The sequence below is a fragment of the Nocardia sp. XZ_19_385 genome (assembly GCF_015355755.1).
In the GTDB taxonomy this organism is placed as follows: domain Bacteria; phylum Actinomycetota; class Actinomycetes; order Mycobacteriales; family Mycobacteriaceae; genus Nocardia.
In genome coordinates, this window is sequence record NZ_JACVEE010000004.1 from 339,697 (window position 1) to 365,382 (window position 25,686).

Genomic DNA, 25,686 nt, shown 5'->3' on the forward strand with positions numbered 1-25,686 from the left:
CGGGCGGGCAAACTGTTGTCACTTGCCGTCAGTTCCGCTGGATCCGTGGTGCACAATGTGGGGCATGTCTGATGCGCAACCGGTCGGAGTGGATCCTGACGTCGTCGATTTCGCCGTCGTCGGGAAGTGGATGGACGAGCAGGGGCTGCCCGGCGGGACGTTCGAGGAGGTGCGCGAGCTCGGCGGCGGCACCCAGAACATCATGCTGCGTTTCAGCCGGGGCGGCGGCGACTATGTGCTGCGGCGCGGCCCGAAGCACCTGCGCGCCAAGAGCAATGAGGTGATCCGCCGTGAGGCCCGCCTGCTCGGCGCCCTCGACGGCACCGGGATCCGCGCCCCGCGCGTCATCGCCGCCTGCCCCGACGAGTCCGTGCTCGGCGCGGTCTTCTATCTGATGGAGCCGATCACCGGCTTCAACCCGCAGAACGAACTCCCCGAACTGCACGCCGGTGACCCGGAGGTCCGGCGGCAGATGGGCCTGTCCGCGGTCGAGGCCATCGCCCGGCTCGGCATGCTCGACTACGAGAAGCTGGGCCTGGCCGACTACGGCAAGCCCGAGGGATTCCTGGAGCGCCAGGTCCCGCGCTGGCTGGCCGAGCTCGATTCCTATTCGTCCAACGAGGGTTACCCCGGCCCGCAGATCCCCGGCGTGCAGGAGGTCGGCGACTGGCTCGAGCGCAATCGCCCGGCCGTGTGGCGTCCGGGCATCCTGCACGGCGACTGCCATCTCGCCAACATGATGTTCGAGTTCGACAGCCCGCAGGTCGCGGCCATGGTCGACTGGGAGATGTCCACCATCGGCGACCCGCTGCTGGACCTCGGCTGGCAGATCGCCACCCGTCCCGAACCCGGCAGCACCATCGGCTCGCTGACCGGCAAGCTCGGTTCGGTCGGCAGTTTGCCCACCCCGGCGGAGATGGTCGCGCACTACGGCGAATTCTCCGACCGCGATCTGACCGCCGTCGACTGGTACACCGTGCTGGCCTGCTTCAAGCTCGGCATCGTGCTGGAAGGCACCTACGCCCGTGCCTTCGCCGGCAAGGCGCCCAAGCAGATCGGTGAATTCCTGCACGCGTGCACCCTCGAACTCTTCGAACGGGCGCTCCGCGTAATGCAGTAGACCTCCGAGCGCCAAGCCGGTGTAGCAACCTTGGTTGACTAATTCGAATTGTCAACTAAGGTTGCTTTCATGTCCGACCTGGAAATCCCCGACGCCACCGATCCCGCCGGTCGCCTAGCGGCGGTTGTCGCCCTGCGGCGCTTGGCCGACCGGCTGGAGGATCTCGCCGTCGAGGAGGCGATGCGGTCCGGCTGGGGCTGGCCGCAGGTGGCCGAGGCGCTCGGCGTCACCCGCCAGGCCGTGCACAAGAAACACGCCAAGCGGCTCATCGCCGCCGGCGTCCGGCTGAGGAGGCGCTGAATCATGTTCGGCAACAACGAATTCGACAAGTATCTGCATGCGGTCATGGAGCGGGGCGGGTACGAAGCGCGACAGGACGGATCGGCGACGATCGAAGCGCAACACCTGCTGCTGGCCATCGCCGCTCAGGACGGCACCGCACCCCAGCGGCTGCTCGCCGAAGCCGGTCTGGACGCTCAGGCGATCCGCGACGCGCTGGACCGGGAGTTCGAGCAGAGCCTGGCGATCGCCGGGGTCTCGATCACGAATCTGCCCGAGCCGAGCCGGTATTCGACGAAAGCGCCCAGTGTCGGCGCGACGGGCAAGCTCGCGCTCGAACGGATGACCACCACGTATCCCAAACGTGAACTACGCCAAGCGAATCTGCTGCTGGGGATCTTGCAGGCGGAGGTCGGAACGGTGCCGCGGGCGCTCACGCTCGCCGGTGCGAATCGGGTCGCGCTGGTCAACCAGGTCCATGAGTTGCTGACGGATTGAACGGAGTACCAATGCACGTCATGGCGGTGTCGGCGGTGGCCGACAACGATGGTTTCTGGAATGCGCTGAAGCAAGCGCACACGCGAATGCCCAAGGGCGCCAGGTGGACCCTTGCAGTAGCGAGCACGGATGGGGCAAGGGCGGTCAACCTGCTCGTGGGTGATTCGATCGAGAGTGTCCGAACCTTTTTCGACTCCCATGCGGGCCCGTTCGCAACGACCGAATTCTTCGAAGCGGACGCCGCCAATGCGGTGGGCCTACCGAGATAGGGCGCTCATGATGCAGCTCGACCTGACCCGGATTCGAGAACTTCTGTCGGAGTACGGAATTCCCAGTGCCGCGATCGGCGTGCTCCACGACGGGCGGATCACCGAATTCGCGGTCGGCGTGAAAGACGTGTCGACCGGCGAACCGGCAACCACAGACACCGTCTACCAACTCGGATCCATCACGAAAACTTTTACCGCCCTTGCCTTTATGCAGTTCGTCGACGAGGGCAAGATCGGCCTGGACGACCCGATCCGCGACTACCTGCCCGACTTCTCGGTGGCCGACCCGCAAGTCACGGCCGAGGTCACCGCGCGACACCTGCTCAATCACACCCACGGCATCGAGGAAGCTTTCGGCGATCCCGGTGAAGACGCCGACGTGTACGCCCGCATGGTCGCCAACATCACCGACGCGCCCCAGGTCTTTCCGCTGGGCGAAACCCACGGCTACAGCACGGCATTGGGCTACGCCCTGCTCGCCCGCCTCATGGAAGTCCTCGACGGCCGCCCCTGGGACGACCTCGTGCGCGAGCGCCTGCTGACCCCGATGGGTTTGTCCGACACCAGCACTCGGCACGAACAGGTCGATCCGGATCGCGCCGCCACCGGCCACCTGCTCCGCTCCCTCGACGAAGGTCCGATCCACACCCCACTCCCGCACCTGCCCCGGTCCTACGGCCCCGCAGGCAATTTCGCCGCCACCCTGCGCGACCTACTCGCCGTCGCCCACGTCTTCCTGAACAACGGCGAAGCCCCCAACGGCACGCGAATCGTTTCCCCGGCGGCCATCCAGGAAATGACCACCTCCCGAGTTCCCGTCCCCGACCCCTACATGTTCGGCCCGGAATGGGCCCTCGGCCTGATCGTCTGCGACTGGTCCGGCCACACCGTCTACGCCACCGACGGCAGCACCGTCGGCCAGAACGCCCGCCTCCGCATCCTGCCCGGCACCGGCACCGCCATCGCCCTGCTCGCCAACGGTGGCCCCCGAGAAACCTTCTACCAGAAGGTCTTCCACGAAATCCTGACCACCCTCGACGCTCCCATCCTCCCGGATCTGCCGAAACCGGATCCCGACCTGGTCCTGGACCTGTCCCGCTACGAAGGCGTCTACGAACGCCCAGGCACCCGCTACGTCGTTCACACCGAAGCCGGCCGTCTGCATCTCACCCTCGCCCTCGACCCGATGCACGCCCAATTCCTCGGCAAACCCGACCATCTCCGCTACGAACTACTTCCTATCAGCGAAACCCACTTCCTCATGCCGCCCACCGATCCCCTCGAGGACCCCCAAACCGTCGCGATCTACGACTTCCGCGACGGCCCGGCCCGCTACCTCCACACCAACTGCCGAGTACACCCCCGTGCGGGCCGATAGCAGCGGTTCGGATCGAGACGGCTGATCGCCCGCCGGTACGCTGGCCCGGCGACAACCGACAACCGTCTGGAGGACGACTGATGTGCTATCCGGTCACCTGCCCTAGCTGCGGCAAGACGACGTGGGACGGCTGCGGCGAGCACGTCGACGACGTGCGCGTCATGGTTCCGGCCGAGCAGTGGTGCAATGGCGAGCACGAGGCGTCCAGCACCGAGTGACGACTTCCGGTCGTTAGGGTCGAACCGTGACAAAGGGTTCCCGGCGGGCTTATCGGACCGGTCTTTCGCGGGCGGTGATCGTCGAGGCCGCGCTGGCGCTGACGGCTGAGCGGGGGCTCGATGGATGGAGCATGCGCGATCTCACCGCGCGGTTGGATACTTCGCTTTCGGTGATCTATCACCATGTGGGGGATCGGCAGCGGGTGTGTGCGGCGGTGATCGATCGAATTTTCGGCGAGATCGACATGGACCTCGGTGAAGCTGACTGGCGGAAACTGTTGCAGGGGATCTTGTCTCAGATCATCGAGCATTTCTCGGGGTATCGCGGTACCGCGACGTGGTTGCTGCGGAATGGGCCGCAGACCGAGGAATTGCTGCCCTCGCTGGATGCGGGGATGACACGGATGCTCGAAGCAGGGTGGGGGGACGAGGCGGCTATCGCGTACTCGGTCGCGTTCAATACCTGTCTCGGGATGATCGCGCTGGGTGATCAGCGCGCGAGCGATGCGGGGGAGCAGGGGATGGCCGGGCTGCAAAGCCTGCTGGCGTCGCATCCGGACGCCGGCCCCGGGGCGCAGGAGATGTTGCGGATGGTGCGCCAGTACGTGGGGAGCCCGGAGGAGCGGGACGCCGCGCACCGGGAGCAGTGCCGGTATGCGCTGGAGCGCACGCTCGACGGGATGGCCGCCCGGCTCGAAGTGATCAGGAAAGCGTCGCTGTAGCGGCGGTCTCATAAAAGGCGCTGTACCGCAGCCGGAGTGCTCGCTACACTGCAAATTGGAACAGTGATCTAATTTGCCTTGGGAGCCCGATGAGTACTGCGGTGTTGGATCCGGTAACGGTCGAGGAAGAACAGCCGGAGGAGAAACCCGGCGGGCTGAAGGTGGTGCTCGCACCTGTGCGCGGCCGGCTCGCGGGCGCGGCCGTGCTGCAACTGGTGGGTGCACTGGCGGGGCTCGCGCCCTACATCGCGGTGGTCGAGATCGCGCGGGAAATGCTCGGCGGCGCGGATCGCGGCGCGGTGTGGCTGTGGGTGGCCGTAGCCGTGGCCGGGTTCGTCATCCGAACCATCTGTGCCGCAAGCGCATACACGATCAGCCACATCGCCGACGCCGATCTCGGATTGCAGATCCGGCGGCGGATGGCCGATCGGCTGGGCGGCGTGGCGCTGGGCTGGTTCACCGACCGCAGCTCGGGGCGGGTCAAGCGGGTGCTTTCCGATGACGTGGGCGCGATCCACCACGCGGTGGCGCATGCGCTCAACGACTTGGTGGCGGCGCTCATCACGCCGTTGATGGCCCTCGGCTACCTGTTCTACTTGGACTGGCGGCTGGCGTTGATCTGCCTTGTGCCACTGGTGCTTTGGTTCGCCGCCACCGCCTTCGAGCTGCGCGACGGCGGCGAGGGTATGAAGCGGCTGAGCTCCGAATTCGACAAGGTCAACGCCGCGGCCGTCGAGTTCGTCGACGGTATCGCGGTGGTGAAAGCCTTCGGGCAGGCCGGACGCGCGCAGGACCGGTATCGCCGCGCGGGCGATGACCTGGCGCGGTTCTTCGGCGAATGGCAAGGGCCGATGCGCCGGGTGGAATCGATCGCGAACACCCTCATCGCGCCGCCGATGCTGCTGCTCGTGGCACTCGCCGGCGGCATCTGGCTGCGGGCGGATCCGGTCGAGGTCATCGCGTTCGTGATGCTGGCGGTCGGGCTGGGCGCTCCGATCATGGCGCTGGGTTTCGGTGCCATGGCCATGCAGGCGGCGGCCGAAGCGGCGGGCCGGATCGGCGAGCTGCTGGCCACCCCGGAACTGCGCCGGGTCGCGGCAACGAAGACTCCCGCGGGGGCGAGCGTCGAATTCGACAGTGTGCGTTTCTCTTACGACGGACGCGCCACCGTGCTCGACGGCGTCGACCTCCATCTGGCACCGGGCACCGTCACGGCATTGGTGGGCGCTTCCGGTTCCGGCAAGTCGACGCTGGCACGGCTGTTGCCGCGGTTCTGGGATGTCACCGAAGGGGCGGTGCGCATCGGCGGCGTCGACGTCCGGGACATGGAAGAGCGCGATCTCTACCGGCGCGTGGGTTTCGTCTTCCAGGAAACCTCGTTGTTGCGCACCAGCATTCGCGACAACATTGCCCTCGGCCGCCCCGAAGCCGACCGCGCGGACATCGAATCCGCCGCCCGGACCGCTCAGATCCACGACCGCATCATGGCCCTGCCGCGCGGCTACGACAGCGAAATCGGGACCGACGCGCACCTGTCCGGCGGTGAGGCGCAACGGATTTCGATCGCCCGCGCCCTGCTGGCCGACACCCCGGTGCTGGTACTCGACGAGGCCACGGCCTTCGCCGACCCGGAATCCGAAGCGGCCGTGCAGGATGCGCTTTCGCGCCTGGTGGCGGGCCGCACCCTGCTGGTGATCGCGCACCGCCTGCACACCATTCGCGGCGCGGACCGCATCGTGGTGCTGTCTCGCGGCCAGGTGCTCGAATCCGGCAAACACGACGACCTGCTGGCCGCCGACGGTGCCTACGCCCACATGTGGCGCACCCAGGCGCAGCCCCTCGCGGTAAAGGAATCCTGATGATTCGCAAGCTGTTCCGACTCGTCGATCCGGCCGATCGCCCGCGCTTCGTGCGCTGGATCGGCCTGATCATCGCCTTCTCGGTCCTCCAAGGCGTCTGCGTGCTGCTCGTGGTTCCCGTCCTGCGTTCGCTGCTGGACGGCGACCGGGACGCCGCGATCACCTGGCTGACCGTGCTGGCGGCGACCACGGCCGCGGCGGCCGTCGTGTTCTACGCCCAGGCGATGGACGGCCAGCAGATCGCCAACGACCTGCTGCTCGGCATGCACCACCGCATCGGCGATCACCTCTCGCGGCTGCCGCTGGGCTGGTTCGGCACCGATCGCACCGGCCGCCTGACGCATTCGGTCTCGCAGGGCACGATGAGCATCGGTGCCGTGCCCGCGCACCTGATGCAACCCGTGATCAGCGGTGCGGTCACGCCGATTGTCGTCGCCGTCGGCATGTTCGCCTTCGATTGGCGGCTGGGGGCGGCTCTGCTCGCCGCGGGAGCGGTGCTCGTGGTGGCACACAGGTGGTCCCAGGATGCCATCGCACGCAGTTTCGGCGCCATCGATCACACTGCGGTCGAATCGGCCGGACGCATAGTCGAATTCGCGCAGAACCAGCCGATCCTGCGCGCCTTCGGCCGCCGCGGCGAGAGCAACCGTCTGCTCGACGACGCGCTCGTCGGCCAGCGCCGCGCCTACGGCGCGATGAACCGCAACGCGGTGACCGCGCTGCTCACCTTCTCGGTCGCGGTGCAGGCCGTCTTCCTCGCGCTCATGGCCGTGGGAGTGACGCTGGCACTGGGCGGTTCGTTGGACGCCGCCGAATTGATCGCGCTGCTGGTGCTGATCACCCGCTTCGCCGGGCCGCTGCTCGAGCTGGTCGACCACTCCGCCGCACTGCGCATGGCCGCGGAAAACCTCGACCGCATCGACGAGGTCCTCGACGTTCAGCCGCTGCCCGAAGGCGGCCAAGACTGCGCGATCGCCCCCGGCAAGGTCAGCTTCGAGCACGTCGGCTTCGGTTACGACGACCGGACGGTACTGCGCGACATCACCTTCGAAGCGAAACCCGGCACGCTGACCGCGATCGTCGGCCCGTCGGGCGCGGGCAAGACCACGCTGCTGCGGCTGGTCGCCAGATTCTGGGAGGTGAACACCGGCACGGTCCGCGTCGGCGGCGTCGATGTCCGCGACCTGTCCACCGAGGCGCTGATGAACCAGCTGGCCATGGTGTTCCAGGATGTGTACCTCTTCGACGACACGATCGAAGCCAACATTCGCATCGGCCGGCCCGGAGCCAGCACCGAGGAGATCCGCGAGGCGGCCCGGCTCGCCCGCGTCGACGAGATCGTCGACCGGCTCCCCGACGGCTGGGAGACCCGCGTCGGCGAGGGCGGCGTCAGCCTGTCCGGCGGTGAGCGCCAACGGGTTTCGATCGCCCGGGCACTGATCAAACAGGCCCCGATCGTGCTCCTCGACGAAGCCACCGCGGCGCTGGACCCGGACAACGAGGCGGCGGTCGGCGCGGCCGTGCGCACCCTCGCCGAGCAGCGCACCCTGCTCGTGGTCGCGCACCGCCTGCACACCGTCGCCGCCGCCGACCAGATCCTCGTCCTCGACGAGGGCGGTATCGCACAGCGCGGCACGCACGCCGACCTGATCGGCCAACCCGGTCGCTACCAGGACTTCTGGCGGGAGCGCGAACGTGCCCAGGGCTGGCGTCTGGTCGGCTGAATCTTTGCGGAGGGTTGGCAGAATATTGATGGTCAAATATATTCTGCCAACCTAAAGTACTCCGCATGGCTATCGTCCCCGATGACAAGAACTGGACCTGGGTGCTGGAAAAGACCTGTCCGGAATGTGGTTTCGACGCACCCGCGACCGCGTACGAAAAAGTGCCCGGACTCACGCGCGACTACGCGGCCCGTCTGGCCGGTGCGCTGACCAAGGATGACGCCACCGTTCGTCCGGACGAGAACACCTGGTCGGCGCTGGAATACGCTGCCCACGTCCGCGACGTGTGCCGCATCTTCACCTACCGCACCGATATCGCGGCTCGTCGCGCGGCGACCGATCCTCAGGTCCCGGGCTTCGACGCGACGACCGGCGTCGCCGACGGCCTGCCGCTGTTCTCCAACTGGGATCAGGACGTCACCGCGATCGCCGACAACTACGGCGCCCAGGATCCGGCCGTGGTCGCGACCGAACTCGTCGAGGCGGCCGAATCCATCGCCCGCGCAATCGAATCCGTGCCCGCCGCCGATCATGAATTGGCCGTTCGGCGCAGCGACGGCTCCGGTTTCACCGTAGAGTCACTGGCGATCTACTTCCTGCACGACGTGGTCCACCACGTGCACGACGTCCGGGCCTGAAACGCGCCCGACCAGCCGCTGCCCAGAAAAATCCACCCCGGCACTAGAACGAGTTCTACTTTTCTCGTAGTGTGTGTGCAGTCACATAAGCACACGTGCACGCGAGAGGTCGGCAGGAATGAAGACGAAGGGCGCGATCCTGTGGGGGATCGACCAGGAGTGGTCGGTCGAGGAGATCGAGGTCGGTGACCCGGTCTCCGGCGAGGTGCAGATCCGGATGGAAACCGCCGGCATGTGCCATTCGGATCATCACATCGTCACCGGTGCGACACCGATGCCGAACTACCCGGTGATGGGCGGCCACGAGGGCGCGGGCGTGATCACCAAGCTGGGCCCGAACTGCCCCGCGGACCTGCAGGTCGGCGATCACGTCATCCTGTCGTTCATCCCGGCCTGTGGCCGCTGTCCGTCCTGTGTGTCGGGCAACATGGCGCTGTGCGATCTGGGCGCGGGCCTGCTGATGGGCCAGGCGATCAGCGACGGCACCTACCGGATCCAGGCGCGCGGCGAGGACGTCATCCCGATGTGCCTGCTCGGCACCTTCGCGCCGTACATGACGGTGCACCACACCTCGGTGGTGAAGATCGACCCGAGCATCCCGTTCGAGGTGGCCTGCCTGGTCGGCTGTGGCGTCCCCACCGGCTTCGGTTCCTCCACCCATGTGGCGCAGGTGCAGCCGGGGGAGACCGCGGTGATCGTCGGCATCGGCGGCGTCGGTATGAGCGCGCTGCAGGGCGCGGTGCTCGCGGGCGCCACCAAGGTCGTTGCCATCGACCCGAATCCGTGGAAGTTGGAGCAGGCGCAGAAGTTCGGCGCCACGCACACCTACCCCAGCATGGCCGAGGCGATCATGCCGATCATGGAGATCACCGAGGGCCGGATGGCGGAGAAGGTCATCCTCACCATGGGTGAGATGCAGGGCCAGTACGTCGAAGAGGGCCTGATCCTCACCGGCAAGGCCGGCACCATGGTGATCACCTCCATGGGCCGGATGGAAGACGGCGACGTCAAGATGAACAGCTTCCTGCTGTCCATGCTGCAGAAGACGGTCAAGGGCTGCATCTTCGGCGGCGGCAACGCCCGCCAGGACGCCCCGCGCCTGCTGGCGCTGTACAAGTCCGGCCAGCTCAACCTGGACGACATGGTCACCCGCCAGTACTCGCTGGAGGAGATCAACCAGGGCTACAAGGACATGCTGGACGGCAAGAACATCCGCGGCATCATCCGCTACACCGAGAACGACTGGTAAACCCCCTCGTCATCCCGGCGAACGCCGGGACCCATTGCATCGCATCGGGTCCCGGCGTTTGCTATTCGAGCCTCAGACCTTGCAGCGCAGCAGCGCCTCGCGCAGGTTGCGGCTGCGCACGTCGTCCAGGACGGCCATGCCGAGCCGGTTCATTGTGTATCCGAAGCCGAGACCCGTTGCGGGATCGGCGAATCCGAACGACCCGCCCAAACCCGTTGTGCCGTAAGCCCGTTTGTCGGACCCGAACCGGAACGAACCGCGCGACTTGCGGAATCCGAGGTGGTACCGGCTCTTGGTGTAGAGCACCAGATCCTCGGCGGGCACATCCTCGGCGGTGTCGGCCGCCGCCAGTTGCGCGAGCACCGTCTCGGCGACCGGCAGCGCACCGGTCCGGCCCGCGGCCGCGCCGTAGACCTTGGCCAGCGAGCGGGCATTGCCGACACCGTTGGAGGCGGGCAACTCCACCTCCAGGAATTCGCGGCGCGTGGCCCGCGCGGGCGCTCCCACCTGCGGATTGGTCAGTGAGGCATGGGCATATCCGCGCTTGGAGTAGACATCGACGCCGATGCGCAACGGCAGGTCCCGTTCGTAGCGCAGGATATCCAGGCCCTTGGTGGCCGACAGCTTGGCGATGCGCTCCATCGGTTCGTCGGCGGGCAGGCCGATGAAGAAGTCCAAGCCGAGCGGCTTCGCGATGTCCTCGGCGAAAACCCGGCCCAGGGTGCGGTGCTCCGGGTCGACGCGGCGGATCAGCTCGCCCTGATACAGGCCGAGGGTGATGGCGTGATAGCCGTGCCGGGTGCCCGGCTGCCACGCCGGTTTCTGCGCCGCGAGGATCTGCGCCAGCCCGTCGAAGTCCGCCAGTTGGTCCAACTTCACGACGGTGTCCAGACCCGATAGCCCGGCCTGATGATCGATCAGCTGGCGCACCGTGATCTCGCCCTTACCCTGGGCGGCGAACTCGGGCCAGTACGTGGCGACCTTCTCCTCGTAGTCCAGCAGCCCCTTCGACACCGCGGCCGCCACCACGAACGCGGCCAGGCCTTTCGTCGAGGAGAACACCGGAACGATCGTGTCCCGCTCCCAGGGCTGGGCCCGGTTGCGGTCGCGATGGCCCGCCCACAGGTCCACCACCGGCCGGTCACCCGCGTAAACGGCCACGGCGGCGCCGATTTCACCGTGCTGGGCGAAGTTCCGGCGGAAAGCGTCGGCGACGGGGCCGAATCCGGCCTCCACTTCGCCGTGGATCGTGGGTCGCGCACTCATAGTGCAGTCGATGGTACCGGCGGTACCGCGTGCCGATGACCCGGAATTGCGGCTAGGTGTGCTCCGCCCGGTCAGCGGTCTCGTAGGCTCGTTCGGTGCGATCACTCGAGCAGATCAAGGACTGGCCGGTTCGGCATGCGGGCGCGGGCGTTGTGACCCGGGCGGGCACGAACTCCGCGGGTGACACCGATCGGGTGTTCCCCCTGGCCTCGGTGACCAAGCCGCTGGTTGCCTATGCGGTGCTGGTCGCCGTCGAAGAGGGCGCGATCGAGCTGGATCAGCCGGTCGACAGTCACTCCGCGCCGCCCGGCACGACCGTGCGGCACCTGCTCGCGCACACCTCCGGCATCGCTTTCGACACCACCGATGTTCTGGCCAAGCCCGGCGCTAAAAGGATCTACTCCAGCGCCGGTTTCGAGGTGCTCGCGCAGTTCGTCACCGAGCAGACCGGGATCGCGTTCGACGAATATCTGCGCGACGCGGTCTTCGGGCCGCTGGGTATGAAGCACTCGGTGCTCACCGGTTCCGCGGGGCACGGTGCACGATCAACTGTCGACGATCTTCTGCTTTTCGCCGCGGAGTTGCTGAGTCCGCAATTGATCTCCGCGGACATGCATTCCGAAGCAAGCACTGTGCAATTCCCGGGAAGCAATGGTGTCCTGCCCGGTTACGGTTCGCAGCGGCCCAATGACTGGGGCCTGGGTTTCGAGATTCGCGACAGCAAAACCCCGCACTGGACCGGGAGCGTGAATTCGCCTCGTACTTATGGACATTTCGGCCAATCGGGCACATTCTTGTGGGTTGATCCGGAAATCGAGGTGGCGTGCGTAGCGCTCGCCGACGAGAATTTCGGAGATTGGGCGCGGGCCGCCTGGCCGGTTTTCAGCGACGGGGTGATTGAAGAACTATCGCGGGGGTAATTCAAGCAGCACTGTCCAGTGTCATAAATCGGGAATCGGCAACACAGCCGCGAAGTAACACCCGTAACTTCGGACACTCCAGTACACTCGGGCACCGTAGCGACTGCTTGCGGTCGCTATGAATGATCAGCCAGCCGAAACGGGTCGTTGGGGAAGACGGTCCTCGTCGACGCTGGAGGTTGTAGTGGTGCGTGCATCAAGTCAGTTCGCGGACGCGACGGCGGGTGTGGTCTGGATCCACTCGTCGCCAGCCGCGTTGTGCCCGCACATCGAGTGGGCGCTCACCTCGGCCCTCGGCACGCCGGCGAAACTCCGCTGGACTGCCCAGCCCGCCGACGGTTCACTGCGCGCAACCAGCGATTGGGTCGGCCCCGTCGGCACCGCCGCGCGCATTGCCCAGTCCTTGCGCGCCTGGCCGGTCCTGCGTTTCGAGGTCACCGAGGAACCCAGTGAAGGCGTCGACGGCGAGCGCTACAGCTTCGTACCCCACCTCGGCCTCTGGCATGGCTCCACCAGTGCCAACGGCGATGTGGCGCTGGGCGAAATGCGACTGAGAGCCATGCTGCAAGCCGCCCAGGAGCTCGGCAAGTACAACAGCTACGACCTCGCCGCCGAAATCGATCGCGCGCTCGGCACCGCCTGGGACGACGACCTCGAGGACTATCGCATCGGCGTGGACGGCCTCGGCGCGGAAATTACTTGGCTGCGCCGCGACGTGGGCTGAGTTTTTCGAACTTCAACTCCAGCCCGTCCAGGAATGCGCTGAGGGCCAATTCGAAACTGTCCGAGTCGATCTCCTCGGCTTTGTCGCGCAGCAGGTGCGCTTGTTCGAGGTTGGGGTAGCGGTCTCGGTAGACCTGGATGTCGTCGACGAAGCCGCGGGAGAACGAGCCGACCGTCGAACCGAGGACCAGGTAGCGGGCGGCGGCGCCGATCATGGTGGCTTGGCGGGGTGGCCAGCCGGCTTCGACCAGACCGCCGTGCACGGCATTGGCCGCGCGGAGCGCTTCGTCGCGCCGGCCGGGGCCCGAAGTCGCCAGGTAGGGCACGAAATTGGGGTGCTGGGCGAGGGCGGCGCGGAACGAGCGGGCCCAGGAAACCAGTGCGCTGCGCCAGCTTTCGTGTTCGAAGGCCGAGGCGTCGACGTGGCTCATGATGGAGTGGGCGATGTCGTCGAGCAGGTCGTCCTTGGTGGGGTAGTGGCCGTAGAGGGAGGCGGCCTGGACACCGAGGTCGGCGGCCAGCTTGCGCATGGAGAGCTCGCCGAGGCCGTCGCGGTCGATCAGCGTCAGCGCGGATTCGCGGATGCGGTCGCGACTCAACAGCGGAACGCGGGGTCGCGCCACGGCTTTCACCTCCTGAAACAGTGCGTCGAACCTAGCATCCGGCGGAATCGGGCCTTGTCTACCTAACGGCGTTAGGATAACGTCCCGCCGGTAAACCTAACACCGTTTGGTTCAGGACTGGGTGCTGCATGAATCTGGAATTGAGCGAGACCCATCGCGATCTGCGCGATCTGGCTCGCACCTGGGTGGACCGGGAAGTCGTCCCCAACGCCACCGCGTGGGATCGAGCCGAGGCGGTGGATCCGGCGATAGTGGGCAAGCTCGGTGCGATGGGATTCCTCGGGATCGGGGTGCCGGAGGAGTACGGCGGCTCCGGCGGTGACGCCCTCGACTATTGCCTGCTCTTGGAGGAACTCGGCCGCGGCGACAGCGCGGTGCGCGGAATCGTCTCGGTGTCACTGGGATTGGTGGCCAAGAGCATCGCGGGTTACGGCACCGAAGAGCAGAAGCGGCGCTTCCTGCCCGATCTGTGCGCGGGCCGGACGCTGGGCTGCTTCGGGTTGACCGAACCGGGCACCGGCTCCGATGCGGCGAGCCTGGTGACCAAAGCCGAACGCGTGGGCGAGGACTGGGTGTTGTCCGGCTCGAAGATGTTCATCACCAACGGCACTCGCGCCACTATCGCGCTGATCTTCGCCCGCACGGGTGGCCCGGGGCCGAAAGGCATTACCGCGTTTCTGGTTCCCACCGATGCGCCGGGCTTCTCCCGCACGGAGATCAAGGGCAAGCTGGGGCTGCGTGGCCAGGCGACCGCCGAGCTGAGCTTCGATCAGGTACGCGTGCCCGACGCGCTGCGTCTCGGCGACGAAGGCGCCGGGTTCCGAATTGCCATGTCCGCCTTGGACAAAGGCCGGATGGGTGTGGCGGCGGGCTGTGTCGGCGTCGCGCGGGCCTGCCTGGAGGCCTCGGTGCGTTACGCGGGGGAGCGGGAGCAGTTCGGCAAGCCGATCGCCTCCTACCAGCTGGTGCAGCAGATGCTGGCCGATATCGCGGTGGAAACCGACGCGGCCCGGCTGCTCACCTGGCGGGTGGCCGATCTGATCGACCGCGGACAGCCGTTCGGTACCGAGGCGTCGATGGCCAAGCTCTACGCCAGCGAGACCGCGGTGCGCGCCGCCAACAACGCGATCCAGGTGTTCGGCGGCTACGGCTACATCGACGAGTACCCGGTGTCGAAGTACCTGCGGGATGCCCGCGTCCTCACCCTCTACGAGGGCACCAGCCAGATTCAGAAACTGCTCATCGGCCGCGCCCTGACGGGCGTGAACGCCATTGTCTGACAAGGAGTTCCAGATGTACAAGGTCGCAGTGGTGACGGGCGCCGCGCGCGGGATCGGAGCCGCCACCGCGGCCCGGCTGGCCGCCGACGGGGCCGCGGTCGCGGTGTTCGATCTGGACGAGGCCGCCTGCCAGGCGACCGCGGCGGACATCACCGCCACCGGTGGCACCGCCGTAGGGATCGGGTGCGACATCACCGACGACCAGCAGGTGCAGAGCGCGTTCGCGCGCGCCGCCGCGGAACTGGGGATGCCGAACATCCTGGTCAACAACGCGGGCGTGCTGCGCGACAACATGCTGTTCAAGATGTCGGTGGACGATTGGGACACCGTCATGGACGTGCATCTGCGCGGTGCGTTCCTGTGCTGCAAGACCGCGCAGCAGTACATGGTGGAGCAGCGCTACGGCCGGATCGTCAACACCTCCAGCGTGTCCGCGCTCGGCAATCGCGGACAGGCGAACTACGCCGCGGCCAAGGCGGGCATCCAAGGCTTCACCCGCACCTTGGCAATGGAGCTCGGTCCGTTCGGCATCACCGTCAACGCGGTCGCCCCCGGGTTCATAGCTACCGAGATGACCGCGCAGACCGCCGCTCGAATCGGCGTCACCGCAGCGGAATTGCAGGCCAAGACCGCCGCGATCACCCCACTGCGCCGGGTCGGGCGGCCCGGGGACATCGCGGGCGTCGTCTCGTTCCTCACCTCCGACGACAGTGCGTTCGTCACCGGACAAACCCTGTACGTCGACGGCGGGCGTCGCCTCTAGCGGCGATAGCCCGGGAATGCTGGACGATAGCTGAGCGGGCGACTGTCCGCAGCGGACAAATCGGCGTGACGAAGTTGGTCCTCCACGTCCGATGTGCGTCTCCACCAGCGGTTTTACGCTTTGTGAGACCTAATCGCCCGCGCCAACAACGCCGCCGGTTCACTGCTCGCCCGCTGTCCGTCCTCTGAGACGCGGGCTGGAGGACATATGCTCGAAATTTCCCAGCTGACGCTCCGTTTCGGCGGCATCACCGCCTTGTCGGACGTCGGATTCCATGTCGCACCAGGGGAACTGGTGGGGCTGATCGGCCCGAACGGGGCGGGCAAGACCAGCCTGTTCAACTGCCTCACTCGGCGCTACACCCCCGACAGCGGCGCGATCACCTACCAGGGCGCCGATCTGCTGACCGCGCAACCGCACACCCTGGCCGGCCTCGGCATCGCCAGAACCTTCCAGAACCTGGGCTTGTTCACCCGTATGTCCGTGCGGGACAACGTCCTGGTCGGCGCGCACCATCGCGCCCGCGCCGGTTTCGGCACCGCGGGCCTGCACCTGCCCAGGGTGCGGGGGGAGGAGAAGCGGCTGCGCGCCGAAGCCGACGCCTTGCTCGAGCGCCTCGACCTGCGGAAGGTGGCCGACCATCCGGCCGCCGGTCTCCCGTTCGGCACGTTGAAGCGGATCGAGCTGGCGCGTGCCCTCGCGATCCACCCGGCGCTGCTGCTGCTCGACGAACCCGTCAACGGCCTCAGTCACGGCGAGGTCGACGAATTCGCCGAACTGGTGCGAGCCCTGCGCGCCGAACTGGACCTCACCGTCATCGTCGTCGAACACCACATGGGCTTCGTCATGGGTCTCTGCGACCGCGTCGTCTGCCTGGACTTCGGCCGCGTCATCGCCGAAGGCAAACCCGAACAGGTGCAACAGCATCCGGACGTCATCGCCGCCTACCTGGGGACCCCGGCATGACCGAACCATTTCTGAGCATCACCGACCTGCACGCCGGTTATGGCCCCGCGCGGGTGCTGCAGGGCCTGAGCTTCACGGTGCAGAAGGGCGATGTCTGCGCCATTCTCGGACCCAACGGCGCCGGGAAAACCACGCTGCTGCGCGCGTTGTCCGGCATGATCCGCACCGCCGGGGCGATCCGCCTCGACGGCGCCGACATCGCGGGCCGCAGACCCGAGACCATCGCCCGCCGCCGCGTCGCCCATGTACCCGAGGGACGTGGCACCTTCGCTCCGCTGACCGTCGAGGAAAACCTGCGCCTGGGCGCCTACCCGCGCCGCGATCGCCTCGGTGTGGAGGCGGACCTGGAGCGGATCTTCGGCTTCTTCCCGGTGCTGAAGGAGAAGCGCCGCGAAGGCGCGGGCGCACTGTCCGGCGGCCAGCAGCAGATGCTGGCGATCGGCCGCGCACTCATGCTGCGCCCGCAGCTGCTGCTGCTCGACGAACCCTCGCTCGGTCTGTCGCCCCTGGTCACCCAGGAGCTGTTTCACATCATCGCCACCATCAACGAACAGGAGCGGATCACCGTGCTCGTCGTCGAACAGAACGCGCATCTCGCGCTGGGCATATCCAGCCACGCCCACGTGCTGGAGACCGGCCGGATCGTGTTGTCCGGCACGGCATCCGAGGTCCGCGCGGACGCGACGGTCGTGCAGTCCTATCTCGGATACCGGGTGTGACCGTGGTTCAATTTCTGCAACAACTCATCGAAGGCGTCAGCGCGGGGGCGATTTACGCCGGGCTGGCCCTGGCGCTCGTGCTGATTTATCGGTTCACCGGGATCGTGAACTTTGCTCAGGGCGAGCTCGCCATGTTCTCCGCGTTCCTGGCCTGGCAGTGCATCGAGAGCGGGATGCCGTTCTGGCTGGCGCTGCCGATTACCTTGGCGGTGTCCTTCGCGGGCGGCATGCTCATCGAGCGGGTGATCATCCGGCCGGTGGAAGGCGGAGCCGAACTGACTCTGGTCATCGTGACCGTCGGGCTGTTCTTCTTCATCAACGCGGCGGCCGGCTGGATCTGGTCGTTTCAGGTCAAATCGTTCCCGAATCCGTTCCCGGACGGCAATTTACGCGCGGGCGGAGTGAGCGCAGGTTACGGCAGCCTCGGTGTGATCGCCGTGGTCGCGGTGGTCATGGGATTGCTCTACCTGATGTTCCGCTACACCCGGATCGGGTTGGCGATGCGCGCGGTCGCCTGCAATCCGGCCTCGGCGCGATTGGTCGGTATCCGAGTCGGCATGGTGCTCTCGCTCGGCTGGGGCCTGGCCGCGCTGGTCGGCGCGGTCTCGGGCGTGCTGTCGGCGCCGCTGCTGTTCCTGGAGCCGAACATGATGGGCGGGGTCCTGATCTACGCCTTCGCCGCGGCGACGCTCGGCGGATTCGATAGTCCCGGTGGCGCGGTCGCGGGCGGGTTGATCGTCGGTGTCGCCGAAACCCTCACCGGCGCCTACGTCGACTTCATCGGTACCGAGCTCAAAATCGGTGTGCCGCTGGCGATCATCCTCGGCGTGCTGCTGCTGCGGCCCGAGGGTCTCTTCGGGAAAGCGGCGGTGGAACGAGTATGAGCATCAAAGACACCGCACCCGCTGTGGCGGATCCACCGGAAACCACAGCACCACAGTTCTATTCGCTGGCGTCGCGGATTCTGGCGAAGCGCCGGGTCATCGCAGTCGCGGCTCTCTTCATAGCGGCGTGCTACGCGCCGTTCCAGCTGATGCCGTTTCACACCTTCCAGCTGAGCATGGCGCTGGTCTACGCCATCGCCCTGCTCGGCCTGAATCTTCTTGTCGGACAGGCAGGTCAGATCTCCCTCGGGCACGGGGCCTTCCTCGCGGTAGGTGCATACACCGCGGCGGTTCTCCTCGATCGCTGGGAGGTGCCGCATCTGGCGACCCTCCCGGTCGCCGCCGCGGTCTGCTTCGTACTCGGTCTCGGTCTCGGCGTACCCGCGCTGCGACTCCGCGGCCTGTATCTGGCACTGGTCACCCTCGCCATCGCGATCTTCGTGGTGCCGCTGCTCAAGCGCTTCGAATCCGTCACCGGCGGCTCGATGGGCCTCACCCTCGAAAAGCCGGTCCCGCCGGTGTGGTCCGGGCTCGCCGAGGACCAATGGCTGTACTTCCTCTGCCTCGCGACGGCTGTGCTCTGTCTGCTGGTGGTCGCCGGCGTGCAGCGTTCCCGAGTAGGTCGCGCGCTCAACGCGATTCGCGACAACGAGACCGCCGCCGAGATCATGGGCGTGCGCCCGGCCTTCTACAAGACCCTCGCGTTCGCCTGGAGTGCCATGCTCGCCGGTGTCGCGGGCTGTGTCTACACCTGGGTGATCGCCTACGTCTCCCCGGACTCCTTCGCGGTCGGACTGTCCATCACGCTGCTCGCCGGGCTGGTGGTCGGCGGCCTCGGCTCACTGTGGGGCCCGCTGTTCGGGGGACTGTTCGTCCTGTTCGTGCCGAGCCTCGCCCAGGACATCAATCAAGCCGCGCCGGGAGCCGTCTTCGGCCTGCTCATCATCGCGGTCATGTACCTCGCGCCCACCGGTCTCGCCGGTCTCGGTGGCCGTGTCGCGAATTGGATCCGAATCCGGTAAACAGCGATCACCCGAATCCGCCGCGGTGCCGTCCGGTACCGCGGCGGTTCGCTGTGCACCGCATACCCGCGTCGATCGCCCGATCGGAATCGCCTATCGCCCCCGTGTTCCGGGTGGGCGCGGCCCCAGACTTCGGTGGTACGAGCCCAAGCCCGACCGGAGGAGCCCTGGTGGCCCGGCTACAGATCGATGCGATATCGAAGACCTATGGTGCGGACTACGCCGTCCGCGAGGTGAGCCTCGACATCGCCGACGGGGAATTCATGGTGCTGCTCGGCCCGAGCGGCTGCGGCAAGTCCACGCTGCTGCGCATGATCGCGGGCTTGGAGGAGCCGTCGTCGGGCCGAATCCTGCTGGACGGCACCGACATCACCGAGGTTGCCCCGCAGCGGCGGGACCTGGCCATGGTGTTCCAGAGCTATGCGCTGTACCCGCACCTGACGGTGGCGAAGAACATCGGGTTCCCGCTGCGGGCCCGCCGCCGGCCGCGCGCCCACATCGCAGAACGGGTGGCCGCGGTGGCGAAGACCCTGGAACTCTCGGCCCTGCTCGACCGACGCCCGGGCGCGCTCTCGGGCGGGCAACGGCAGCGAGTCGCACTGGCGCGCGCCATGGTTCGCGATCCCGGGGCGTTCCTCATGGACGAGCCGCTGTCCAATCTCGACGCCAAACTGCGCAGCGCCACCCGCGCCGAACTCATCGCCCTGCACCGCCGCCTCGGCGCCACCTTCCTGTACGTGACCCACGATCAGGTGGAGGCGATGACCATGGCCACCCGTATCGCGCTGCTCGACGCGGGCCGCATCGAGCAGGTCGGCACCCCCGAGGAGCTCTACGACCGGCCTCGAACCGCCTTCGTCGCAGGCTTTCTCGGTTCCCCGCCCATGAACCTGTTTCCCGCGGTCGTGTCCTGGCGTGCCGGCGGGTTGCGGGTGTTGTCCGACGGCATCGACGCCGCCCTGGACATCACGGCGGATTCCGGTGACGACAGCGCTGTCCTCGCCGGAATCCGCCCCGAGCACCTGCGCATCGACAGCGACGCGTCCGCGCTGCGCGGGCGGGTGACCATGGTCGAAAACCTCGGCAGTGAGGAGCTCGTGCACGCCGCGGTCGGAAAGCACATCCTGTGCGCCCGAGCGCCACGGCCCGCCGGCGTGCGCGTGGGCGAGGATGTGGGCTTCCGCGTCGCCCCCGCGCACATCCATCTTTTTCATCCCGATTCCGGCCTGCGCCTTACTTGGCAAGAGCAATCCACCCGTCGTCCCGGCGCACTTCCTGCTGGGGCACAGGCGGTTTCGTCGTGAGCAGTCCCACCATCCTGATGAGGAGAATCTCGTGAAACGCACCGCCCCCTTCCTGGGCCTGGTGTTCGCCGCCGCCATCGCCGTGAGCAGTTGCGGCCTCGGCGGCACCACCGCCACCGACCCCGTGTCCGCCGCGCAGGTCCCCGAACTCCAGCCGGGGCAGCAGGTTTCGATCGTGTTCGAGTCCTACAACTACGGCTTGGCCGGTGCGTGGACCGACACCTTCAACGGCCTGATCGCCGATTTCGGCAGAAAGTTCCCCAACATCAAGGTCACCGCGCAGAAGCCGCAGGGCAACAGCCCGAACCCGGCCACCGACACCATCTCCAGCATCCAGAACCAGATCGTCGCCGGAACACCGCCGGATGTCGCCCAATTAGGCTTCAGCGACCTCGATTTCACGATCAACCAGCTGCGCGCCAAGCCGCTGGACGCGCTGTTCGGCAAGGACGCGGTGCAGCACAACTTCGACGGCCGCCTGCCCTACCACCCGCGCGCCCGCACCCTCGACGACTGGGACGGGCACACCTACGGCGTCCCGTTCGTCTTCTCCACGCCGGTGCTGTATTTCAACGCGAGCCTGTTCGCCGCCGCGGGCCTCGATCCGAACCAGCCGCCGGCCACCTGGCAGCAGGTCGCCGACGCGGCTCGGGCCATCAACGCCCAGACCGGCAAGGGCGGCGTCTACATCGACTGCCTGACCAAGGCCGCGAAGGACTGGTGTTTCCAGTCACTGGTGCGTTCCAACGGCGGGCGCGTCATCTCCGACGATCGCCGGACCCTCACCTACGCCGAGGCGCCGGTCGTCGAAGTCACCCGGATGGCACAGGATCTCGTCAACACCGGCGGCATGCCGAAACTCGCGCAGAAGCAGGGCTATGAGTCGTTCGCCCGCGGCGAGATCGGCATGATCCTCGAATCCAGCGCCGTTCAAGGCACTTTCGTCACGGGTGCCAAGGACAAATGGGACCTGCGCTCGACCGTCATGCCGCGCTTCGGCGACAAGCCTACCGTCCCCACCAATTCAGGTGCGGGCCTGCACATCCTGTCCAACGACCCGGCCAAGCAGCGCGCGGCCTGGGAGCTGATCAAGTTCCTCACCAGCGAGGAGTCCTACGTGAAGATCTCGCAGAACATCGGCTACCTGCCGCTGCGCACCGGATTGCTGAACGAGCCCGATTCGTTAGGTGCCTGGGCGGCGGCGAATCCGCTACTGGCTCCGAATGTTTCGCAGCTGAACGGCATGGAGTCGTGGGTCTCGATGCCCGGCAACAACTACTTGCAGATCCGCGACGGCATGATGGACGCGGTCGAGTCGATCGTGTTCCAGGGCAGGGATCCGCAGTCCACCCTGTCCGCCGCCCGCGCCGAGGGCGCGAAACTCCTTCCAGCCGCATGAGGTTCGCGAAAATGCGAGATCTACGGATCGTGCAGCTCACCGACACCCACATCCGCCCCGCCGGTGAGCTGCTCTACGACACGGTCGACACCTACGCCAACCTGACCCACGTGCTGGACCGCCTGCGTGCCTCCGGCCCGATCGACGCCCTGGTCCTCTCCGGCGATCTCACCGACAACGGCTCCCCGGAGGGCTACCGCAGACTGCGTGCGGCGGTCGAACCGGCGGCCGCCGAACTCGGCGCCCAAGTCGTCTACGTCATGGGAAATCACGACGAGCGCAGCGCATTCGGCGTCGAACTGCTCGATCACACACCGGGCGCGGTATCGATCAAGAAGCCGCACGACCAGGTCTTCGAGGTCGCGGGCCTACGCATCATCGCATTGGACAGCACCACGCCCGGGCGGCACGGGGGCAAACTGGAGGCTGGTCAGCTGGTGTGGCTCGGACGGAAGCTACGCCGCCCCGCGCCCCGCGGCACGCTGCTCGTCCTGCACCATCCGCCCTTGTCGTCGAGCATGGCGGCGTCGGAGCTGCTCAACCTCGACCAGGCGGTCCGGCTGGCGGCGGTGGTGGCGAATACCGATGTGCGCATGATCCTCTGCGGCCACAACCACATGACCGCGGCCGGTTCGCTGGCCGGTATTCCGGTGTGGGTCGGCCCGGCGGTCGCGTACCGCTTCGACGCGATGCCGCCACTCGGCCGGATGCGCGCGATCCAAGGCTTCGGCTACAGCCGAATCGACGTGCTCGGCATGGATTTCGTGGTCACCGCGGTGGAAGCGACACCGGCGGGCGAGGTCTACGAGCGGGACGAGGGAGAGATGCTGGACCACCTGCGAGCCATCGACCGAGCCGAGGCACGGTGAGCTCGTCCAAATCCGCCGCTTTGCTCGGCCTGGCGACGGATTTCCGGATCGGTTCCGGGCCAGTGCTGACGAGCCGCGTACCGAAAACGGGGCTCGGGGCGGCGACACTACTCGGGCTGACAACGGAGCCCGGAACGGCGTCGGGGGTCGGCGCTGGCGACAGGGGCTCCGCATGGTTGCGAGGCTCGGGGCTGGCGGTGGGTTCGGGATCGGCCCGGGCTCCGGACGACGGCGGGGTTCGGAATGACGGGGAGGCCGGGGCAGCATGTTCGTCGTTGTTGAGGAACGGGAAGTAGATCTGGAGATCGGGCGGAGAGCGGTGCCCGCGCGTCGGTCGTTCTCACAGCGGATCCTGCGTGGTTGCGCTCCGTATCTGTACTTGGCCCCGGCGCTGTTCCTACTCGTGGTCTGGACCTATCAGCCGTTAGCTCAGGCGTTCCAGCTGTCTACGTACTCCTGGAATCTGCTGCCCAGCTCTCCAATGACCTCGGTGGGCACCGCCAATTACCAACGGCTGCTAGAGCTTCCGGCATTTCGGGATTCGCTGGAACGGACTGCGGTGATGATCGTCGGCCTGCTGCCGTTGACGGTGCTGCTGCCGGTGCTCATCGCACTGGCCAGTCGGCGCGTGCACGGCCGGGCTCGGACCGTCTATCACGCAATGGTTTTCGCGCCGTTCCTGGTCGCCCCGGTTGCGGCGGCGGCGGTGTGGCGCTGGCTGCTGCATCCCGGCAGCGGTTTCGTGGATCAGACGTTCGGTTCGCACCGCAACTGGGTGTACGACGCCACCACCGCGCACGGCGTGATCATCGGGATCACCGGATGGCAGCTGCTCGGTTTCGCGGTGCTGGTGGTGTGGGCCGGATTGGCCGGTATCAGTGGCGATTACGACGAGGCGGCCCGGGTGGACGGTGCCAGCCCTGGTCAGATCCGGCGCTGGATCACCCTGCCCCTGCTCGCACCGACCCTTATGTTCCTGGTGCTGACCACCGTATTGCTCAGCCCCACACTGACTTTCCCGCTCATCGACGCGATGACCCAGGGCGGGCCCGCGCAATCCACCACCAATATCTATTACCTGCTCTGGGATTACGCCTTCCACAGCTTCGACGCCGGGCTCAGCGCGGCGGCGGGCGTGCTGCTGTTCCTCGGCTTCGGCGCCATCGCGGGCATCCTGGTCAGGATCTCGGAAAGGTTTGCCTTCCACGATGATTGAACGTGCGCGGACCGCGGCGAGTCATCTCCTGCTCGGAGTCACCTCGCTGCTGTGCGTCTTCCCCATCTACTGGCTGTTCGCCACCGCGCTGCGCCGTCCCGAGGACGTCACCTCGCTCGCGCCCCTTCCGTGGCCGCTCTCGCTCGCCAACTACGCCGACGCGGCCCACAAGGTGGATATCACCGGGCTGATCGCGAATACCTTTTTCGTAGCGGTACTTTCGGCCGTGGGACAGCTGCTCATCGCCTTGCTCGCCTCCTACGCCTTCGCCATGTACACCTTCCCGCTGCAACGAGTGCTGTACCTGGCCTTCGTCGGCACCTGGCTGGTCCCGTTCCAGGTGACCATGCTGCCCAACTACATCCTGCTCACCCGCCTGGGGCTGATCAATTCCCTGATCGGCGTGGTCCTTCCGACGCTGTGCTCGGCGCTGGGCGTCCTGCTGCTGCGCCAGCACATGGGCGCCTTCCCGAAGGAGCTGATCGCCGCGGCCAAGATCGACGGACGCTCCTCGTGGTCGATCCTGTGGACCGTGGTGGTGCCGAACCTGCGCCCCGCGCTCGCCGCCCTCGGCATCCTGCTGTTCATCAACGCCTGGAACGAATACTTCTGGCCCGCAGTCGTTTTGCGGCAGTCCAACAGTGTGCTGCAGTTGGGCCTGCGCAGCTTCATGGGCACCGAGGGGGACCAGTGGGGTCCGCTGATGGCGGTGGCGAGCCTGGCCTGTCTGCCGGTGCTACTGCTCTACCTGGTGTTGCAGCGCCACATCGTGAACGCTTTCGTCCGTTCGGGTTTGAAGTGATTCCAGGCAGTCCAGAAACAGTGTCGTCGCGGGATTGGTCTCCTCGGCCCGCCACACCGCGTACAGATCCAGCGTCGGCACCGGGTTCGAAAGCTTCACCGCTACAGCACCGTCGCCATGCGCACCCAGGCCCATCGACATCGCCCGCGTCACCGACGCGAACCCGACCAGCGGGCGCACCGACACCATGTGCGCGGTCGCACCCGGATCATCGGCATGGCTGGCCACCGTCAACGAGATCCGATTCTGTGCTGCCGCAAGGAAAATGGAGTCATACATGGCCGGGCACTGCTCCCGCGAGAACAGCACACACTCCTGCCCCTGCAATTCCGCGAACGGCACACTCGCACGTTCGGCCCATCGGTGCCGCCGCCCCACCACCGCCACCAGCGGCACCCGATGCAGCAGCCGCCGATACCGGAAGTCCGAGGTGCTGGGATGCCCGTAGACGAGGGCGATATCGAGCGAGCCCGCCGCCAGCGCCGTCAACTGTGGCCCGGTGCGCTTCTCCCACAGCGAGACCGCGATATCCGGATGCCGATCGGTCATCCGTGCCAGCGCGTCCGGCAGCACGTGCCGGCTCGCGGGCAGGTTGTAACCCACGCTCAGCGTGCCGGCCCGGCCCGCCGCGGTGGCCTTCGCCGCCAGCGCGGCCCGCTCCATCTGCGCGACGATCTGCCGGGCTTGCAGTTCGAACTCCCGCCCCGCCGCGGTCAGCCGAACCTCGTGCGAATTGCGTTCCACCAGCAGCACATCGAGCGCGGACTCCAGCTTGCGCAGCTGCGCGCTGAGACTCGGCTGGGTCAGATGTAAGCGTTGCGCCGCCCGGCCGAAATGCAGTTCTTCGGCGATCGCCAGGAACGAAACGAGATGCCGGAATTCCATGCCGCCTCCTTCCGAGTACCCGTGAGGGTAGTTACGGCAGGTAACACCGGATGAATCCGCGACGCACAACGGCTGGCGGGTCGGTGGCGGG

Annotated in this window: 27 protein-coding genes; 24 read left to right on the forward strand and 3 right to left on the reverse strand. The window is 67.0% G+C overall.

Features of this window, described 5'->3' with window-relative positions; translation table 11 throughout:
- Window positions 1-64 precede the first annotated feature (64 nt).
- The 11 genes from IBX22_RS30505 to IBX22_RS30555 all read left to right on the forward strand — a co-directional run bounded on the left by IBX22_RS30505 (window position 65) and on the right by IBX22_RS30555 (window position 9,954).
- Entirely contained in the window at window positions 65-1,120 is a 1,056-nt protein-coding gene (locus IBX22_RS30505) for a phosphotransferase family protein (protein ID WP_375540297.1), read from the forward strand.
- A 69-nt stretch (window positions 1,121-1,189) separates the two neighbouring features.
- The gene (locus IBX22_RS30510; protein WP_194819209.1) at window positions 1,190-1,420 is read left to right on the forward strand and encodes a hypothetical protein; all 231 of its coding nucleotides are present in this window, start codon (window positions 1,190-1,192) and stop codon (window positions 1,418-1,420) included.
- Between the two features lie 3 nt (window positions 1,421-1,423).
- On the forward strand, window positions 1,424-1,897 hold the full coding sequence (locus IBX22_RS30515; protein ID WP_194819210.1) for a Clp protease N-terminal domain-containing protein: 474 nt from the start codon (window positions 1,424-1,426) through the stop codon (window positions 1,895-1,897).
- A gap of 11 nt (window positions 1,898-1,908) precedes the next feature.
- Window positions 1,909-2,166, forward strand: a complete 258-nt coding sequence (locus tag IBX22_RS30520; protein ID WP_194819211.1) for a hypothetical protein — start codon at window positions 1,909-1,911, stop codon at window positions 2,164-2,166.
- A 7-nt stretch (window positions 2,167-2,173) separates the two neighbouring features.
- On the forward strand, window positions 2,174-3,544 hold the full coding sequence (locus IBX22_RS30525; protein ID WP_228539769.1) for a serine hydrolase: 1,371 nt from the start codon (window positions 2,174-2,176) through the stop codon (window positions 3,542-3,544).
- A gap of 80 nt (window positions 3,545-3,624) precedes the next feature.
- Window positions 3,625-3,762: a hypothetical protein gene (locus tag IBX22_RS30530; protein ID WP_194819212.1), complete on the forward strand. Its 138-nt coding sequence runs from the start codon at window positions 3,625-3,627 to the stop codon at window positions 3,760-3,762.
- 74 nt (window positions 3,763-3,836) lie between these two features.
- Window positions 3,837-4,484: a TetR/AcrR family transcriptional regulator gene (locus IBX22_RS30535; protein WP_194819213.1), complete on the forward strand. Its 648-nt coding sequence runs from the start codon at window positions 3,837-3,839 to the stop codon at window positions 4,482-4,484.
- Between the two features lie 89 nt (window positions 4,485-4,573).
- Window positions 4,574-6,343, forward strand: a complete 1,770-nt coding sequence (locus tag IBX22_RS30540; RefSeq protein ID WP_194819214.1) for an ABC transporter ATP-binding protein — start codon at window positions 4,574-4,576, stop codon at window positions 6,341-6,343.
- Entirely contained in the window at window positions 6,343-8,067 is a 1,725-nt protein-coding gene (locus IBX22_RS30545; protein WP_194819215.1) for an ABC transporter ATP-binding protein, read from the forward strand. The genes IBX22_RS30540 and IBX22_RS30545 overlap by 1 nt, the downstream gene beginning before the upstream one ends.
- 65 nt (window positions 8,068-8,132) lie before the next feature.
- Window positions 8,133-8,705, forward strand: coding sequence for a DinB family protein (locus IBX22_RS30550; protein ID WP_194819216.1), 573 nt, complete (start codon window positions 8,133-8,135; stop codon window positions 8,703-8,705).
- A 118-nt stretch (window positions 8,706-8,823) separates the two neighbouring features.
- Entirely contained in the window at window positions 8,824-9,954 is a 1,131-nt protein-coding gene (locus tag IBX22_RS30555; RefSeq protein ID WP_194819217.1) for an NDMA-dependent alcohol dehydrogenase, read from the forward strand.
- A 72-nt stretch (window positions 9,955-10,026) separates the two neighbouring features.
- Here IBX22_RS30555 and IBX22_RS30560 read toward each other — a convergent pair whose 3' ends face one another.
- Window positions 10,027-11,220 carry a serine hydrolase domain-containing protein gene (locus IBX22_RS30560; RefSeq protein WP_194819218.1) on the reverse strand — a complete coding sequence of 398 codons (1,194 nt, stop codon included), beginning with the start codon at window positions 11,218-11,220 and terminating at the stop codon, window positions 10,027-10,029.
- A 95-nt stretch (window positions 11,221-11,315) separates the two neighbouring features.
- Here IBX22_RS30560 and IBX22_RS30565 point away from each other — a divergent pair, with 95 nt between their 5' ends.
- Together IBX22_RS30565 and IBX22_RS30570 are read left to right on the forward strand one after the other, a co-directional pair.
- On the forward strand, window positions 11,316-12,140 hold the full coding sequence (locus IBX22_RS30565) for a serine hydrolase (protein ID WP_194819219.1): 825 nt from the start codon (window positions 11,316-11,318) through the stop codon (window positions 12,138-12,140).
- Window positions 12,141-12,327: 187 nt separating this feature from the next.
- Complete coding sequence (locus tag IBX22_RS30570; RefSeq protein ID WP_194819220.1) at window positions 12,328-12,864, forward strand: DUF3145 domain-containing protein; 537 nt, start codon at window positions 12,328-12,330, stop codon at window positions 12,862-12,864.
- On the opposite strand, the gene IBX22_RS30575 is transcribed toward IBX22_RS30570, so the two are convergent.
- The gene (locus tag IBX22_RS30575) at window positions 12,836-13,486 is read right to left on the reverse strand and encodes a TetR family transcriptional regulator (RefSeq protein ID WP_194819221.1); all 651 of its coding nucleotides are present in this window, start codon (window positions 13,484-13,486) and stop codon (window positions 12,836-12,838) included. The two genes, IBX22_RS30570 and IBX22_RS30575, sit on opposite strands and share 29 nt — an antisense overlap.
- 128 nt (window positions 13,487-13,614) lie before the next feature.
- Here IBX22_RS30575 and IBX22_RS30580 point away from each other — a divergent pair, with 128 nt between their 5' ends.
- The 11 genes from IBX22_RS30580 to IBX22_RS30630 all read left to right on the forward strand — a co-directional run bounded on the left by IBX22_RS30580 (window position 13,615) and on the right by IBX22_RS30630 (window position 24,710).
- Window positions 13,615-14,766 carry an acyl-CoA dehydrogenase family protein gene (locus IBX22_RS30580; protein WP_194819222.1) on the forward strand — a complete coding sequence of 384 codons (1,152 nt, stop codon included), beginning with the start codon at window positions 13,615-13,617 and terminating at the stop codon, window positions 14,764-14,766.
- 13 nt (window positions 14,767-14,779) lie between these two features.
- Window positions 14,780-15,529: a 3-oxoacyl-ACP reductase FabG gene (gene fabG / locus IBX22_RS30585; protein WP_194819223.1), complete on the forward strand. Its 750-nt coding sequence runs from the start codon at window positions 14,780-14,782 to the stop codon at window positions 15,527-15,529.
- A gap of 207 nt (window positions 15,530-15,736) precedes the next feature.
- Window positions 15,737-16,495, forward strand: coding sequence for an ABC transporter ATP-binding protein (locus IBX22_RS30590; protein WP_194819224.1), 759 nt, complete (start codon window positions 15,737-15,739; stop codon window positions 16,493-16,495).
- A complete protein-coding gene (locus IBX22_RS30595; protein WP_194819225.1) occupies window positions 16,492-17,214 on the forward strand; it encodes an ABC transporter ATP-binding protein in 723 nt (240 codons plus the stop codon). The genes IBX22_RS30590 and IBX22_RS30595 overlap by 4 nt, the downstream gene beginning before the upstream one ends.
- The gene (locus IBX22_RS30600; protein ID WP_309234852.1) at window positions 17,211-18,098 is read left to right on the forward strand and encodes a branched-chain amino acid ABC transporter permease; all 888 of its coding nucleotides are present in this window, start codon (window positions 17,211-17,213) and stop codon (window positions 18,096-18,098) included. Before IBX22_RS30595 ends, IBX22_RS30600 begins: the two co-directional genes overlap by 4 nt.
- The gene (locus IBX22_RS30605; RefSeq protein ID WP_194819226.1) at window positions 18,095-19,120 is read left to right on the forward strand and encodes a branched-chain amino acid ABC transporter permease; all 1,026 of its coding nucleotides are present in this window, start codon (window positions 18,095-18,097) and stop codon (window positions 19,118-19,120) included. Before IBX22_RS30600 ends, IBX22_RS30605 begins: the two co-directional genes overlap by 4 nt.
- A 170-nt stretch (window positions 19,121-19,290) precedes the next feature.
- Entirely contained in the window at window positions 19,291-20,424 is a 1,134-nt protein-coding gene (locus IBX22_RS30610; RefSeq protein WP_194819227.1) for an ABC transporter ATP-binding protein, read from the forward strand.
- A 31-nt stretch (window positions 20,425-20,455) separates the two neighbouring features.
- A complete protein-coding gene (locus IBX22_RS30615) occupies window positions 20,456-21,823 on the forward strand; it encodes an ABC transporter substrate-binding protein (protein WP_194819228.1) in 1,368 nt (455 codons plus the stop codon).
- A gap of 11 nt (window positions 21,824-21,834) precedes the next feature.
- The gene (locus IBX22_RS30620; RefSeq protein WP_194819229.1) at window positions 21,835-22,692 is read left to right on the forward strand and encodes a metallophosphoesterase; all 858 of its coding nucleotides are present in this window, start codon (window positions 21,835-21,837) and stop codon (window positions 22,690-22,692) included.
- 265 nt (window positions 22,693-22,957) lie between these two features.
- Window positions 22,958-23,908, forward strand: coding sequence for a carbohydrate ABC transporter permease (locus IBX22_RS30625; protein ID WP_194819230.1), 951 nt, complete (start codon window positions 22,958-22,960; stop codon window positions 23,906-23,908).
- Entirely contained in the window at window positions 23,901-24,710 is an 810-nt protein-coding gene (locus IBX22_RS30630) for a carbohydrate ABC transporter permease (protein WP_194819231.1), read from the forward strand. Before IBX22_RS30625 ends, IBX22_RS30630 begins: the two co-directional genes overlap by 8 nt.
- Here IBX22_RS30630 and IBX22_RS30635 read toward each other — a convergent pair.
- Window positions 24,645-25,595: a LysR substrate-binding domain-containing protein gene (locus tag IBX22_RS30635; RefSeq protein ID WP_194819232.1), complete on the reverse strand. Its 951-nt coding sequence runs from the start codon at window positions 25,593-25,595 to the stop codon at window positions 24,645-24,647. The genes IBX22_RS30630 and IBX22_RS30635 overlap by 66 nt on opposite strands.
- Window positions 25,596-25,686: the final 91 nt, after the last annotated feature.

Excerpts from the sequence above, each read along its gene's own strand:
- IBX22_RS30505 (WP_375540297.1), top strand. The coding sequence starts at position 65 with ATGTCTGATGCGCAACCGGTCGGAGTGGATCCTGACGTCGTCGATTTC.
- IBX22_RS30510 (WP_194819209.1), top strand. The coding sequence starts at position 1,190 with ATGTCCGACCTGGAAATCCCCGACGCCACCGATCCCGCCGGTCGCCTA.
- IBX22_RS30515 (WP_194819210.1), top strand. The coding sequence starts at position 1,424 with ATGTTCGGCAACAACGAATTCGACAAGTATCTGCATGCGGTCATGGAG.
- IBX22_RS30520 (WP_194819211.1), top strand. The coding sequence starts at position 1,909 with ATGCACGTCATGGCGGTGTCGGCGGTGGCCGACAACGATGGTTTCTGG.
- IBX22_RS30525 (WP_228539769.1), top strand. The coding sequence starts at position 2,174 with ATGATGCAGCTCGACCTGACCCGGATTCGAGAACTTCTGTCGGAGTAC.
- IBX22_RS30530 (WP_194819212.1), top strand. The coding sequence starts at position 3,625 with ATGTGCTATCCGGTCACCTGCCCTAGCTGCGGCAAGACGACGTGGGAC.
- IBX22_RS30540 (WP_194819214.1), top strand. The coding sequence starts at position 4,574 with ATGAGTACTGCGGTGTTGGATCCGGTAACGGTCGAGGAAGAACAGCCG.
- IBX22_RS30545 (WP_194819215.1), top strand. The coding sequence starts at position 6,343 with ATGATTCGCAAGCTGTTCCGACTCGTCGATCCGGCCGATCGCCCGCGC.
- IBX22_RS30550 (WP_194819216.1), top strand. The coding sequence starts at position 8,133 with ATGGCTATCGTCCCCGATGACAAGAACTGGACCTGGGTGCTGGAAAAG.
- IBX22_RS30555 (WP_194819217.1), top strand. The coding sequence starts at position 8,824 with ATGAAGACGAAGGGCGCGATCCTGTGGGGGATCGACCAGGAGTGGTCG.
- IBX22_RS30560 (WP_194819218.1), bottom strand. The coding sequence starts at position 11,220 with ATGAGTGCGCGACCCACGATCCACGGCGAAGTGGAGGCCGGATTCGGC.
- IBX22_RS30580 (WP_194819222.1), top strand. The coding sequence starts at position 13,615 with ATGAATCTGGAATTGAGCGAGACCCATCGCGATCTGCGCGATCTGGCT.
- fabG (WP_194819223.1), top strand. The coding sequence starts at position 14,780 with ATGTACAAGGTCGCAGTGGTGACGGGCGCCGCGCGCGGGATCGGAGCC.
- IBX22_RS30590 (WP_194819224.1), top strand. The coding sequence starts at position 15,737 with ATGCTCGAAATTTCCCAGCTGACGCTCCGTTTCGGCGGCATCACCGCC.
- IBX22_RS30595 (WP_194819225.1), top strand. The coding sequence starts at position 16,492 with ATGACCGAACCATTTCTGAGCATCACCGACCTGCACGCCGGTTATGGC.
- IBX22_RS30605 (WP_194819226.1), top strand. The coding sequence starts at position 18,095 with ATGAGCATCAAAGACACCGCACCCGCTGTGGCGGATCCACCGGAAACC.
- IBX22_RS30620 (WP_194819229.1), top strand. The coding sequence starts at position 21,835 with ATGCGAGATCTACGGATCGTGCAGCTCACCGACACCCACATCCGCCCC.
- IBX22_RS30625 (WP_194819230.1), top strand. The coding sequence starts at position 22,958 with ATGTTCGTCGTTGTTGAGGAACGGGAAGTAGATCTGGAGATCGGGCGG.
- IBX22_RS30630 (WP_194819231.1), top strand. The coding sequence starts at position 23,901 with ATGATTGAACGTGCGCGGACCGCGGCGAGTCATCTCCTGCTCGGAGTC.
- IBX22_RS30635 (WP_194819232.1), bottom strand. The coding sequence starts at position 25,595 with ATGGAATTCCGGCATCTCGTTTCGTTCCTGGCGATCGCCGAAGAACTG.